We start from the raw sequence: 14,619 nt of genomic DNA on the forward strand, positions 1-14,619 counted from the left end.
TTTAGTACGATGCTATCTTAAAGAAAGTTAAGCTTAGATGAAAGTGAGGTGGCTTCCCGCTTATTTTTTGTGCTTCACTTTACGAGAAGATTTACCCCTTCGCATACCGAAAATATCAATAGGTATTACGTAAGCGGTTAAGACCTGTAGCGCATTGTGCTTATACCCCAAATACTCCTCTATCTCGGTAGTTCCAATTTCAAAACTTTCGTTACCCCCCATAAATGTAGTACCCGATACGTAACGCAAATTAATTACTACTTCGTGCCCCGATCGGTTTACCGGAATACTAAACCCGCCTCCGGCAGCCAAACTGAACTGGAGCCGATTGGCACCATCTACTGCCAATACCCCTTCGGCAGGTTCGTCTTCCGAAAAACGAACTGTGTAATCTATTTGAGTCAGCTGATCACTGCCAAAAAATTCATAAGCCGTCACTGTTCCCCGCCCCCCTAGCCAGTAACTTATTTGCGGCCCGGCATTAATAAACCAACGAGCTTTGCTTCGCCCAATAGGCCCAGTAATGCGTAACAAAATAGGTGCGTCCAGAAAATGAGAGTACGTCTGATTTTCTACTATCCGAGTGGAGGTTGAGTTGTAACGCTGTACTTTTCCTTTCCGACTATACACTAATTCACTGTAAAACGCTAGATGATCGCTTATTTCGTAGGCGTAACTCCAGCCACCTAAATAGTTGAATGATAAATCTTGCTGAAAATCCACCCCATCGTACTGTGAACCGTAACCAGCCACCGTTGCTTGCCCTCCTACAATTGGTCCCGTAAGAATTTGTGCTTTTGTCTCAGAAAGAACTATTATGCCCCAAAATATCAGTAAAACCCTGCTCACCCTTATCATTATATTTTTACTATCAAATTACAAAAGAGTGATTCTCTAATTGGCTTAGATTAAGATCGGAACCTACAGCGTAAGTTTTTACGAATTAAAATGCTGAGAAAATAAGAAAGACATCAGCCAGAAGCCAATGCCTTTACTGTAAGTTGGTAAACTCTAATGATTAGCTAGCTGATTATTCTACAGTAGGGTTTTGAGAAGCTTCGTCGGGCACATAAATACTCACTTCAGTACCCAAGAACGGCTGGCTCTTCAAGGTAATTTCTCCCCCTATTTTTTCAATCGCATTCTTCGCAATATAAAGCCCTAAACCACTTCCCTTAACGTGGCCGTGTCCTCGGTAAAACATGTCAAATGCTCGCTGTTGCATAGTACGATCCATGCCTAGACCGTTGTCTTTTACCTTGATTTTGATCCCTTCTTTATAAGTACGAACGGAGACCTTGATAACTGTATCGTTGGTGCTAGTCTTTCTAAACTTAATACTGTTTTCTAGCACACCTCTTAAAACGTTAGTGAGCATGTGTTCATCGGTGGTAGTGCGCTACTGTTATTGTCTGTTATTGTATTGGGTAAAACTTGATACATATACACGCTTCGTTAAGGGTTTCGGTAGGTGAAGTAATGCGTGTAGCTAGTGCATTATTACACTAGAAGTAAGTATGGCATTTCTTGCTGTAAGGAATACGATAGCTCAACATAAACTCATGAGAACCATTGGAGTACGCTCCGATATCTGATAGGGTATGGTCGTAACTATAACCCGCACTAATATTTTTACTAATCTCTAATTTCATAATACCGATCAGGGCATCTTCACTACGGTACGAGGCACCTACCGTTAGAATGTCATTAAGAATCAAGTTAGCCCCCACCTCGGCTGAGGTAGCATTTCCTTCTTGCACTCGCACCAAAACGGAAGGAAGTACTTTTACTAGTGGATTTAAGGTGAACACCCGACCCGCAGTCAGAAAGTAATAGCGCCTTTCCTGACTGAATGAACCTAATTCTGCCCCATCGGCCAAAGTACTATTCAGAAGATAGGGGATAGATAAGCCAGCAAAGAAGTTGGAATTTGAGTAGTATAACCCCGTTCCGAAGTTGGGGTTGAATGAATTACGAAAGCCAGTAGCCACTGCATCCGCTGTTTTTAGGTTTAATTTAGAGAAGTCGGATTGCAATCGGCTAAAACCTGCCTGCAAGCCCATAGCCAGTGTTCCGTGCATCATTTTAATTTTGTAAGCATACGATACGTACATTCGCTGATCGCTGTGAATACCGATCCTATCATCTGAAGCAATAAGCCCAATACCGACTTTTTTATCCTTGATAGCCTTATGAGCAATTATAGTATTGGTGACTGGTGCTCCCTCAAAGTTATCCCACTGACGACGATGTAAGGTCGTAATCTGTAATTGATCTTGACTACCCGCATACGCCGGATTAATAGCCAAGCGATTGAAAACATACTGAGAATACAGCGTACTTTGCTGACCGAAACATTCGGTAATCAGCAAAAGAAGCAAGGCAAAAGAAAAGGTTATTCTCTTAAGCAAATGCTGTGGTATGTTTATTATAAATCGTTTCATTTTACCAACTTAACTTCTATTACCTGTGTAACTTTACCTTACAAATATGCAATTATAATCTTAGAAAAAGAAAATTTATTATAAAAAAAGTCATATTTACATTTCTTTTAAACCCTCTTTTTTTCCCAAAATGAATCTATTATTAGGCAATGTTACTATCTAAATAGTGTATCATTACCACTTTAAAGTATTGATAATTAGGATATTACATATTTCAAAAGCCAAGCTTTAAAAATTGCGATAGGTTGAAATATGGATAAAAACTTACGTAAGGTTATTTTTTCACTACAGATACTATCTAGGGGCAGAAATAAAGAATGAAACGTACTGTTTAGTGTCTATCTAGTAGATTATTTACTACTTCTGGCTTCTTAGCAGTAGTATTATACAGTTGTAAGTCTTTTCAACCAAAGTTAGCGGACTACTACTAGTTTCATTGCAATTACAAACCAGAATAACTAAAAGCTGGCACTATCTTCCTTATGTAAGGTCGGCAGGTAAGTTAAATTTATAATACAGTTGTGCTAGCGGACTTTTATAGCTCAATAAGTGTGACGACTCTTATTAACTATGAAACTACAAAGTATTTGGCTTAGCGTTCTGCTAATGCTAGCACTCTCTTTCTCAGTAGTTGCTCAAGAAGTCAACTGTGCTAATGGCATAGATGACGATGGTGATGGGCTAGCTGACTGTTTTGATGACGACTGTGTAAGCTCACCATTGTGCCAAAACCGGGAGAGTGATTGTACCGATGGATTAGATAATGATGGAGATGGATTACCCGATTGCCTAGACGATGACTGTAAGGGTACGCCAAATTGTCCGGTTGAAACTAATTGTAATAATGGTATTGATGATGATGGTGATGGTTTCTTTGACTATTACGATGGTGACTGCTTAGCCGATCCTGATAACCCCAATGATTTTATTATTAATGTAGCCGACTGTGAAGTAAGGCCAAGCGGCAATTTATTTACAATAGAAAAAGCCTGGGATTCGCCTATGCAAACCAGTGCTACCCGTGGCTCATTTGCTTTAGCCGACCTTGATAAAGACGGCATAGCCGAAGTGATTTCGTACAACGATGAGACTGGTTATATGTATATTCTTGAGGGTAAGGATGGATCAATTAAAGACCAAGTGAAAGTAACCGATAATGAGGAGTTTGCCTCCTACCCAGCGGTAGGGGATGTAGACGGAGATGGGTTCGGTGAAATATTCCATATAGACCGTAGCGGAAGGGTACGAGCCTACAATCATAATTTAACCTCACTTTGGTCGACGCAAAGTGCCCCTGCAAGCAGACCCCGCCCACCCCTACTGGCTGACTTTAACCAAGATGGTGTAGCGGAACTGTATTACGTAAATGAAATTAGAGATGCTACCACTGGTACCGTGCTTGTGGAAGGTAGTCACGGAAAAAATATTTATCCGAGCGGCAATGATTGGAATAACAATCTTGCCGGAGTGCCTGTTGCCGTAGATATTTTACCCCAAAGTGGAAGTTGTCCAGACTGCGACGGACTAGAGTTAGCGATAGGCCATCTGGTGTACTCTGTAAATTTAGTGAGCAATCAACTCACAGAACGCTTGAATATGGATGATGCTGCTACTAAAATTGGGCATTATCATACGGATGGATATCGTCCTAAGCAGATAGGTAGTGGAGAACAAAACTGGAGTTCTACTTCAGTCGCTGATTTCAACCAGGATGGTCATTTGGATATTATCTGCAGCGGTACTACGGGAAGCTTAGAAGGTCCTACTACCATATTTTTTTGGGATATTCACAACAATACTGTTCGTTCATTTATTCCTACTCGTCCGGTATCTACCATTCCGGCGGGCTTCACCGATGGCTACGGTGACTTCATGGGCACTAAATTCTGGAAGAAAGGGGTTGGTGCTCTCAATATTGCTAATATTGATAATGATGCGGGTTTGGAATGTACATTTATGTCTGGCTCTAGTTTATACGCTTTAGATGAAAACTGGAACCTAAAATGGGCTAATTACACTGATTATTGGGAGGGGTCGTCTGGTTTTACCAGCACGGCAGTATTTGATTTTGACGGAGACGGGGCTTCAGAAATTATTTATCGTGATGAAATAAATTTGCATATCGTTGATGGCTTCACGGGCGACCCTGTCACGTTATACGCTAGCGCTGATTTCTGTAGCTCAAACACTCATGCCGAATATCCCATTGTAGCCGATGTAGATGGCGACGGGGAAACTGAAATCGTAGTCGTTTGTGGTAGAGATCAGAATTTTCCCAACGAAACAACTAGAACTGGAGGAGGGAATCAGAAATTCGGCTTTATTAGAGCCTACAAAGCAGCACCCGGTACCTTTTGGGTGCCGTCTAGAAGTGTTTGGAACCAGTTTGCCTACTTCAACGTGAACATCAACGATGATTTGAGTATTCCCCGCTACCAGCAACAGCACCACTTAGGGTTTGCCCAAGAGTGTAACTTGTTGCCAACGGGCACCGCGGGCTTCTCGCTGAACAAATACTTGAACCAATCGCCTAAGATTAATTTCTGTGGCATCTTACAATTCCCTTCCCCTAAGCTGGACTTCACCGCCCCACCCGAGGTATTTCCACCCACCTGTCCTGATACTCGCTTCCGGGTACGGCTACGCTTCATTAATTCGGGTGATGATGTAGTGGGCAACCCCGTGCCAATATCCTTTTATCAGAATGATCCTCAAGTGGCTTACAGCAATGGAGTCGCCAGTCCCTACCTAGAAACTATTGAGGTGGATATTCCAGGAGGGCTACAGCCCGGTGAATCGCTGGATACACTGCTCTGGGTCAACGGCATCTCTGGCCCCTTCACCTTGTATACCTCTCTAAATGACATTGGGCCTTTTAATCAAACTACGGGTAGCAGCTTAAGCAATACCGCTTTTTATCCTCTAGACGAGTTGAACGGAACCATTCGCGAATGCGACACCGACCCCGATGTGGTTGCTACCCCAGTCACCCCCTTTCCCTTCAACGTAACCGCCTTGGTAGTGCAGGATAACTCCAAATGTGCTGGGGCCTTTAACAGTGACGGTATAGTAACCGCCAATGTAGGAGGAGATACGGTGAACTTTATCTTCCGATGGTACCAAGGAAACGTAGTCAAAACAGTTCCTGATTATCTGGGGGCAACCCAGACCGGGCTGACTGGCGGAACGTATCTGGTAGTCGCCGAAGCTCCAGGCGCGAACTGTAACTCATCTTCCCGAACGGTAGTTGTCGATGATTTGGCGGTTCCCCCAGTGGTTGTCACCTCCATTACAGATGATCAGGTTTCCTGCGACCCAGCCAATCCTACCGGAGCTCTATCAGCCTACGTGGATGAAGGCGGAACCGCTGTGACCGCTGGTTATTCCTTTTTCTGGTATCGGGGGTTAAACGATGTGATTCCGGCTCGACCAGGTTACAGTGGTGGTCCAACTGTAGACCAACTCCCATCAGGCGACTATCGTCTGGTGGTCTCTAACGCCAATACCGGCTGTACCACGGTGGAAGACGTATTTCTGCCGGACAACCAGATTACCCCGCCCATTCGGCTAGACGATCAAGTAGACGTAACCGTATGTGATCCGGCTTTCGCTAATGGCGAAGCCGAAGTATCGGTGAGTGGAAATACGACCGATTATGATTTTTACTGGTACTCCGGTAATGTTTCATCTCCCGACACCACTTCAGCTGTACTATTTCAGGGCAATCACCTGGAGGATCAGATGAGTGGTACCTTTACAGTGTTTGCAGCTGATAGAACTACTCGCTGTTTATCCGACCCTCTGGTGGTAACTATTAATGATAACTCGGTTAATCCGGTGGTAAATACCGAAGTAGTCGCCCCTCAATCGGCTTGTGCTCCAGTTCCGCCTAATGGTTCACTACGTGCCACCGTAGATGAAAGTGCTACCGGGGGTAGTGCGACCGAAACGAGCGGCTATACGTTTGAGTGGTACGCTGGTAATCAAACTTCTTCTACTCTGCCCGCTACTCCGCTGTCTACGGGCAGTGTGCTATCGGGAGCTGACCGAGGTAACTACACAGTGGTAGTTACTAATACTACTACAGGTTGCCAAACTTTCCAGTATCGGTTCTTACCCCAGCAAATTACCCGTCCGGTAATTGACCTCAACGCCACCGTTGTTCACGCCGATAATTGTACAGATCCTTGGGGTAGTAGCATCACGGTGAGCGCCGACGGGGGGCAGACCTCAGCAGATGGGTATACGTTTGAGTGGCGCGATGCTAGCAATACGGTGCTTCCTGAAACCAGTGAAACACTTAACAATATTCCTCCCGGTATCTATACCGTTTTAGTGGCTAGTCCGCTCGGTTGTACCGCCCAAGATACAGCTCAGTACGAAATACTGGATCAGGCTCCTAAACCTACCATTTCCTTACGGCGATTCAATAATAATAGCTGTGATGCCGGGCAACCCAACGGGGTAATTGCCGCTAATAGCTTTAGTGGTTTGGCAACAGACTATTCTTTTGCTTGGTTTTCAGGAAGCCCATCTGGCTCGCAAATTTTCACCAATATCTCTGCCAATGGAGACAGTATCTTTAATCTGGCAGCAGGCACCTATGCTCTACGAATCACCGATAACACCACCCAGTGTAGTTCAGTAGCCTACACTTCCATTCAAGATGTTCCCACTCCTCAGCCACTAATTGATACTGTAAGCGTTACGGCTACAACGGATTGTCGGGCTGCATCGGCTGATGGTGAAGTTATTTTCGCCGTAATCGGTGGCTCCCAACCACTTCCCTACGATGTGACCACTAACCGAACGTATACTTTCCGATTGTACGCGGGAACTACCGCTACCGGAGTGCCGATGGCTACTACTTCGAGCGGACAGTTTTCGGGACTAAACTTTGGGGACTACACGGCTACGGTAGAAGATGACTTCACTCGTTGTGTTTCGCCCCCAATGACCATTAGCATTGAGCAAGACCCCGACATTCAGCTTACTTGGGGATCGTTTATTCCGCCTGCTTCCTGTTCTACTGCCGACGGAAGCCTGGGTATTTCGGCCACGTCACCCAGTAACAATTCTCCTTCGGGAGCTGGTTATACATTTGATTGGTACTTCCTAGGCAACTCCAAAAACAACTCGGGATTAGTTAATCCGGGGGTTATATTTTTTCAGAACGACTTTGAGTCTCGGCGAGAAACGCTATCATCAGGCTATTACGCCGTTACTGTAACCGATAATCTGACGGGCTGCGAAATCTCTGACACTTTATTTTTACCTCAAGCCGATCCCCCTAGTTTAAGCACGTCGGTTACCGATGCTACCGAGTGTAGCCCCGGTAACGGAAGTATTGAGTTCACAATCACTCCCGGTGGTTCCCCTCTAACTCCGCTAGATCGCTACCGCGTCTATCTATACATCGGAAATTCTTTTGATCTGGGCAACGAAATTGATACGCTAAACCCCGTCGGAACCGTTGCCATTACATCCAACTTTACTGATTATGCACCCGGTCAGTACACTGTAGGAATTGTAGACAACATATCAGGTTGCCCAATAATTGAGGAAGCAGTACGAATTAGAATGATCAATCCTGACCCTATCATCACTTTCTTCCCTAGTGCTGATTTTAGTTGTGATACCGATGGCGAGGGGCAGTTGATCGCATCAGTTGTAGGAGGGGGTGATGGCGATGCTAACCAGGGTAATTTTACATTCGAGTGGTTTGAAGGGGTTGATACAAGTACTCCGCTACCCGCTGCCCAAGTAGACGATTCTCTGGCCTTTGACCTGCCAGAAGGCTACTATACCGTGCGGATAACGGATAACGATGGAGTGGGTCAGGGTTGCTCTTATGATTCAACGTACTACTTGCCCAAACTTTATAAGGATATTGCCATTACCAGCATTACGACGCTGCCCGATTCGGTTTGCGGCCCAAGCCCTACCGGAAATATTTGGGTGAATACGATCACTGAAGATGGCACTTCAGTAGCGCTGAGCGATTACACTCTCGAGCTGCTGGATGATACCTTTACCTCTTTCGCTGCGACTGGAACCGGAATTGCTAGTGATCCATTTACCGCACTACCCGAAGGGGACTATTACGTGCGAGCGACGAACCTAGCCACCGATTGTGAAACGGTTTCTAGTTTAATATTGGTAGAGAATACCGCCGAACCTCCGGGCATTACCATTACCGAAGAAGAACCCGATTTTAGCTGTGCAATGGGTAGTTCTACCAACGGTACTGGAATACTAAACGCTACGGCTACGGGCACATTTGATAATGATGCCGATCAAGACCATTTTACCTACACTTGGTTTGCAGGTAACGACACCCTATCAGTCAATCAATTACCAGCGGCCAATATTGATACCGACCCTTCCCGAGCTATTGGCTTAACTGCGGGGCAGTACACCGTCCTGGTGCAAGACACTTCCGGCCATAGTAACCAGTGTACGTACTTTATTACCTACGAAGTTACTTCCGTAGACCGGGAAGTCATCCTCACTTTGGACACTGACCCTCAGCAGATATGTGATCCTGCCGATGGAACCGCCTTTGTTGTTGATACGCAAGAAGAGTACTACTTCAACGGTACGCAGGTAATTGATACTGATGTAAGTGATTACACGTATAACTTATACGATAATGAGCTAGACTCACTGACAACATCCGCTACTGGTCAGTTTGAATACCTAGCTGAAGGTATTTACTTTATCACTACCGATAGTGTCAATAATTGCTACTCCGCCCCTACGTCCGTAGAAGTGGACAATATCAGCGAAGACCCTATTATCAGTATCCAGCTTATTGCTTCTCAGTACAGTAGAAATCCTGACCCAAGTAGTTGGACCGGAGCACTGCAAGCGCAGGTGCAGGTAGCCAATAATCAGCCATTAGACTCCATAGCGAACAACTTTACGTATCGTTACCGTTGGTACAATGCGGATGATTATAATGTAGGACAGGAAATAGGAACCGATGCTGCCATCAACCAATTAGATTCGGGGGAATACTTGATAGAAGTTCTAAACGAAGTAACCGGCTGTGTGACCACCAACCGATTTTTACTCCCATTTGTGGAGGTGGAACCCCAACTGTTTGTACAAGCTAATCCGCAGACAGTTTGCTTCGCTAACGGTAGTTTGGCTTTAGATAGTATTACCCTGGCAGGCGAAGTTGATCGTACCGAAGATTACCAGATTAAACTATACGCCAATGTATACGACCCTACCCAAGCCGCTCTCGATTCAGTGGTAAATTTTTCGGGTACGGTTCCCTTTGATAGTCTTCTAGCAGGCACCTATTATGTGCGAGGCTTCCACCAAACTCTGCAATTGGAAACCAACCTACTTCAACTGGACATCAGAGACGAGTCTACTGTCCCGAGGCTGGATATTGAAGATTTACAAGCCCAGCGTAGTTGCGATACGCTGCGACTGGCTACCGGAGCCATTGCCATAAAGGCGATAGAAGCCGATGGTAGTTATGCCCCCTACACCTATCGCTGGTTTAGAGGGGCTACTACCAATCCCATGAATGAGCTAGTGCTAGAAACTGAACCCACTATTGATAGTCTGACCGCCGGGCTATATACCGTATTGGTAGAGAACCAGCGTACACGTTGCGCTGCAATTCAGAATTTTCAGATTGTTGAACAGACAGAAATCCCGGAAATTACCGCGACGGCTGCACCAGCATCAGTATGTGATCCTCAGTTAGGCGACGGAATGGTGCAGGCTGAACCACTTTCATCAGGTCGCTATCGCTACGATTGGTACATAGGCGACACCATCCAAGCTTCTCCCGACTTTGTGGGTCAAGTATGGGCGGGAGTAATGCCGGGTAACTACACCGTTACCGCTACGGATATTACAACCAATACCTGCACCTCGCTACCAATTACGGTCACTGTAGAAGACCAATCAGTTCCGCCACAAGTAGAAGTTATGCTAGAAGAGCCCTATTCCACTTGTGACCCAAACCTGCCCAATGGCTTACTCTACGCTCAGGTAAACGGGCAAACGGTAGGGTATGATTACAGATGGTACGATACTCAGGATAATCTCGTGAGCGAGGGGCCCCGGGCGTATAATTTAACGCCTCAAACCTACCGAGTGGAAGTTACGGAAAGGGCAACGGGTTGTGTAGCCGAAGCAGTTGGAATTGTAGAGCAAGGTGAACGAATTGTAGATGCCCCTGATGTAGAAATCTTATCTCATATGACCAATTGTGCTGATCCCGATGGGGCAGTAACTGTCTCAGTGAATGGAGGTGTCGAAGATTATGCTTTCTCATTCTACTACGCCGATGGCACCCCATTACCAGATTCATTGATTTCGGTGGGAGAAGCTGATTTATTAATCTACGTCTCATCCCTACCCGCCGATACCTACCAAGTAACTGTGACCGAACTTATTACGGCTTGTACCTCAGAGGCTGCCTTCTTTGAGATTCTCGACGAGGGCTACACCCCTCCCTTCCGTGTTGAGACAACCCCTTCTAGTTGCGGAGCTAGCAACGGAACGGCAACCGTTATTCCTGAAGAAGGATTGAGGGTTGTATCAGTTGAGTGGGGAACTCCAGAAACGAATGGATTTACTTCGCAAGGATACGTGACTAAAAACTTGCCGGCTGGTACGCTGCCTGTACAGATTAACTGGGAAAACGGCTGCTCGTACGAAGGCATGGTAGAAATTGGCACTGATATTAACGTCTACAATGCTGTTACCCCTAATGGTGATGGCGACCATGACTTCTTCGAGATTGACTGTATAGATTTATTCCCGAACAATACGGTCAAAATTTTTAATCGAGCCGGTAGCTCAGTGTACGAAGCTCAGTATTACAACAATCAAAATGTCCGATTTGAAGGCATTGGCAACCGCGGATTATACGTAGGTGGTCAGCGACTACCGGATGGCACCTACTTCTACGTAATTGAGAAGAACGATGGATCTAAGCCTAAAACCGGATACCTGGAGTTAATCAACTAAAAAAAGCACCTCATAATGAAGTGCCTTTTCACCTAAACTACTATCTATGAGAAACTTAACTATTTCCTTTGAGTAAGCCCACACCAGCTTATTTTGGGTACGCTAGCCAGATACGACCCAAAGGGTGATTGGCTATTAATATTTTGATAGACCAGTGGTATTGCTTCAGACGCCGAAAGCGCAATATCAGCGTACTGCCAAGCCTGATTAAAACGTTGTTGTACCTCCTTAGCTTCCGCCACTTTGTTCTGAGCCTCCAAACTTTGATAAAGTCCGTTAAGAGCCCAGCCATTTTCAGGTAAAAAGAACAGGTCTTCCCGATACACCGCTTCGGCTTCCGTAAATTTTCCCATTTCCAGTAGCACCACTCCAAGCGGATGTCGCACTGAAAAAAACCAATCAGGTGGTTCGTTGTAGTTCAAACGACCTTCAATCCCTACCGCTTCACGAAGCAACACTTCCGCAGCTTGGTAATTATGCTGCTGGCGTAGAATTTCAGCTGCTAATACTCGCTCAGCAATGGCTAGTAGCTGATCTACCGAATTCAATTCCCAAATTGTAATGTCTTGCAGTGCAGGATTCGCAGCTACGTTTTTTAAACTGGCAAGTGCTTGCTGGGCTTTGGCTAATTGATTTTTCCCGGCAAAAGCCATACCCCGGGCATAATGCCATACTCCCTGCGGATATAACAAGGTTGAATCGGGCTCCCGGAGGGTTAATATATGATTCCATTGCGAAAATTTCACTAGCAAATAATGAGGAATCATATGATAGTGCTGTAAAGTTTCCCAACCAGGCTCGCGCATCATGGCGGTATCAGTATGCATGGCAGTGCGAAATGCAGCATTAATTGCTAGCTCTCCCCGACCCTCCAGAGCTGCGGTAGCCGCTAAAAAGTGAATATTATGCGGATACAACGCTAGTGGGTACATTCCCTGAATCTGACACTCTTCTAAATACAGACTGTCAACTACAATTGCTCGCTCGTTCACTTCTGAACCTTGGTGATAGTCTCCCGTCCGGATGTAGATATGCGAGGGCATATGTACTAAATGTCCGGCACCTGGCACCAAATTTTTCAAACGATCAGCACTGGCAAGCCCCCGTTCGGGTGAATCGGAAGCCTCCACAGCATGAATGTACAGATGGTTTGCCCCCGGATGATTGGGGTTACGCTCCATGACTGTTTCTAGTAAATCAGTAATCTGAGGAGTCCAGGGCTTCGCCACTCCCCGCTTGGTGTATAAATCCCAAGGGTGCAGGTTCATTAGCGATTCGGCGTACCAAACCGCAACATCATCAGCATTGGGAAACTGTTGGTAGACCTTAGATAATTCATTAGCATATTCCTGATCCAATGCTGACTGATTATCGGTTTTCTCGTAATTGTAGCGGTAGGTTGAAGCGTTGATAAGGGCTTGTTCCCAATCAGAAGTGTGGCTCATATTCGCTACCGCTCGTTGCGTGAGGTACTGGGCTTCAGCTTTACGCTCATTCTCCATGGCGGCATTATAGTTAGTACCCAAAACGTGGGCGGCACCCCAGTAGGCCATTGCACAGGTAGAATCCAAGCGAATGGCTTCGCGAAACGAGCGTTCGGCCTCAGCGTGATTGAAACCGTAGGTCAAATTTAAGCCCTGCGTGAAGTACTGCTGCGCGCGATCAGAGTCAGTAGTTACCAACAGAGAGTAGTCTCCTAGATTATTAAACAAAGGGGCTTGGGGAGACAAAGACCGTTGGGGCGACTGGCACTGAGCCAACCCCAGTAGTAATAACCCCCACACCGAGGTGCAGTGCATTAGCTGAAGGTGAGCGACTCTTATTTTCATAACAGTACTATTTGTGAGAGGGCATAAACCTCGATGGTATCATCTTTTGGTAGCGACGAGCAAAGAAATGATACTGACCAAACAACCAGCCATAGCCTAATAGCAGCACCTGATAAGCCGGAATAATAAACCCGATATACCAAAGCCAACGAGTAAGTCCGCTCGTCTCAGCCGTAACGCCTACCCACTGAAAGATCACCGGGCGAATCATTACGATTGAGCTGCCCGTTAGACTGAATACCAGCAGAATTACTAGAACTTGCCGGATATCGTCTACTTTCCAGCGATTTTGTAGCTTTTTTAGAAATTTCATAGTTTTTGGGGATTGGGGTTTAGGAGTTGGGGATTAGGGTTTAGGAAAGTCAATTGCCTAAACCCTAATCCTCACCACCTAGTATCTACTGTTAAAATACTCGGGATACGTTGAAGCCAAAGTGAATATCTCCGGCGAAGAAGTTACCATTGGTTTCGGCAATAAAGCCTTTCTCAATCATGGCCCGGCTATTGGTAAGATGCAGTTGGAATACGTGCCCACCGGTTTCAATATCAAAGCCAATAGCAAGCGAGTTAAACAACTGATTCAGATCATCCTCTGCGTATTCTTCCGCATTCAGTCGGTAGTAATACTCTCCATTGAGCGATACTCGTTGCGTTAATTTTATCCGTCCGCCAACGCCTAAGGCATAAATATCATTCTCTCCTTCTCGCTCCTGAATGCGGTTACGGTGCACCAAAGTAGGCATTATCTGTAATGACAAAGCCGAGCCAAACTTACGGGCAATCAGCAGTTGCTGCGTATAAAACATCCGAGCTGTGAGGTCTGGAAACTCTCCGGGCGATGATTCAGTGAGCGTATTGATGGCTGCACTAGAAAATGTCACCACCGAAACCGGCATCACCCGCTTTCCCTTACTCTGACGAAGCCATTTTATTTTGGCAAAACCATCGTAGGTTTTCTCAAACGAGTTGCGTCCTACTCCCAGCGTCAGAAAATCAGCTACGCCGTATTCTAGTCCTAAACGAACATTAGCCGCATCAAGGCCGAAGAATTCGTAAGCTCCAGAGTTAAGCCGTCCGAAACGGTGAGAAATCAGGAATTCCAGCTCTCCCTGTTTGCGGGTTTCTACGGTGTGGCCGTTAATTAACCGGCTTCCCTTAAAGGTAGCTTCAGTAAAATGAATTGATTCTTCCGTATTGGCCTCGAGTAAGTTCATCAAATCATCTTGGGCAAAAGCACCTACTGACAAGAGAACCGCTACGCTGAAGAAGAAAAGTGTACGTATTTTCATGATAGTTTACACTAATGGATAATAGGTAATTGAAAGTTGATGGTTGGAAAAGAATAC

General features: G+C 45.6%; 7 protein-coding genes. 1 reads left to right on the forward strand and 6 read right to left on the reverse strand.

Annotated elements, in window-relative coordinates:
• Positions 1-60: 60 nt before the first annotated feature.
• The 3 genes from P0M28_RS02495 to P0M28_RS02505 all read right to left on the reverse strand — a co-directional run bounded on the left by P0M28_RS02495 (position 61) and on the right by P0M28_RS02505 (position 2,411).
• Positions 61-849, reverse strand: coding sequence for an outer membrane beta-barrel protein (locus P0M28_RS02495; RefSeq protein WP_302207855.1), 789 nt, complete (start codon positions 847-849; stop codon positions 61-63).
• Between the two features lie 181 nt (positions 850-1,030).
• Positions 1,031-1,378 (reverse strand): sensor histidine kinase, encoded by a 348-nt coding sequence (locus P0M28_RS02500; protein WP_302207856.1) that lies wholly within the window; start codon positions 1,376-1,378, stop codon positions 1,031-1,033.
• Between the two features lie 127 nt (positions 1,379-1,505).
• Positions 1,506-2,411: a PorP/SprF family type IX secretion system membrane protein gene (locus P0M28_RS02505; protein ID WP_302207857.1), complete on the reverse strand. Its 906-nt coding sequence runs from the start codon at positions 2,409-2,411 to the stop codon at positions 1,506-1,508.
• A gap of 603 nt (positions 2,412-3,014) precedes the next feature.
• Here P0M28_RS02505 and P0M28_RS02510 point away from each other — a divergent pair.
• Complete coding sequence (locus P0M28_RS02510; RefSeq protein WP_302207858.1) at positions 3,015-11,444, forward strand: T9SS type B sorting domain-containing protein; 8,430 nt, start codon at positions 3,015-3,017, stop codon at positions 11,442-11,444.
• Between the two features lie 59 nt (positions 11,445-11,503).
• Here P0M28_RS02510 and P0M28_RS02515 read toward each other — a convergent pair whose 3' ends face one another.
• The 3 genes from P0M28_RS02515 to P0M28_RS02525 form a co-directional block, all read right to left on the reverse strand.
• On the reverse strand, positions 11,504-13,273 hold the full coding sequence (locus P0M28_RS02515; protein ID WP_302207859.1) for a hypothetical protein: 1,770 nt from the start codon (positions 13,271-13,273) through the stop codon (positions 11,504-11,506).
• A gap of 7 nt (positions 13,274-13,280) precedes the next feature.
• Positions 13,281-13,586: a DUF6787 family protein gene (locus tag P0M28_RS02520; protein WP_302207860.1), complete on the reverse strand. Its 306-nt coding sequence runs from the start codon at positions 13,584-13,586 to the stop codon at positions 13,281-13,283.
• Positions 13,587-13,677: 91 nt separating this feature from the next.
• A complete protein-coding gene (locus tag P0M28_RS02525) occupies positions 13,678-14,562 on the reverse strand; it encodes a DUF5777 family beta-barrel protein (RefSeq protein WP_302207861.1) in 885 nt (294 codons plus the stop codon).
• Positions 14,563-14,619: the final 57 nt, after the last annotated feature.

The organism is Tunicatimonas pelagia (genome assembly GCF_030506325.1).
Taxonomy (GTDB): Bacteria; Bacteroidota; Bacteroidia; order Cytophagales; family Cyclobacteriaceae; genus Tunicatimonas; species Tunicatimonas pelagia.

What these genes read in the sequence shown, in the direction of transcription:
- P0M28_RS02510 (WP_302207858.1), top strand. Translation starts at nt 3,015, where the DNA reads ATGAAACTACAAAGTATTTGGCTTAGCGTTCTGCTAATGCTAGCACTC.
- P0M28_RS02515 (WP_302207859.1), bottom strand. Translation starts at nt 13,273, where the DNA reads ATGAAAATAAGAGTCGCTCACCTTCAGCTAATGCACTGCACCTCGGTG.
- P0M28_RS02500 (WP_302207856.1), bottom strand. Translation starts at nt 1,378, where the DNA reads ATGCTCACTAACGTTTTAAGAGGTGTGCTAGAAAACAGTATTAAGTTT.
- P0M28_RS02525 (WP_302207861.1), bottom strand. Translation starts at nt 14,562, where the DNA reads ATGAAAATACGTACACTTTTCTTCTTCAGCGTAGCGGTTCTCTTGTCA.
- P0M28_RS02520 (WP_302207860.1), bottom strand. Translation starts at nt 13,586, where the DNA reads ATGAAATTTCTAAAAAAGCTACAAAATCGCTGGAAAGTAGACGATATC.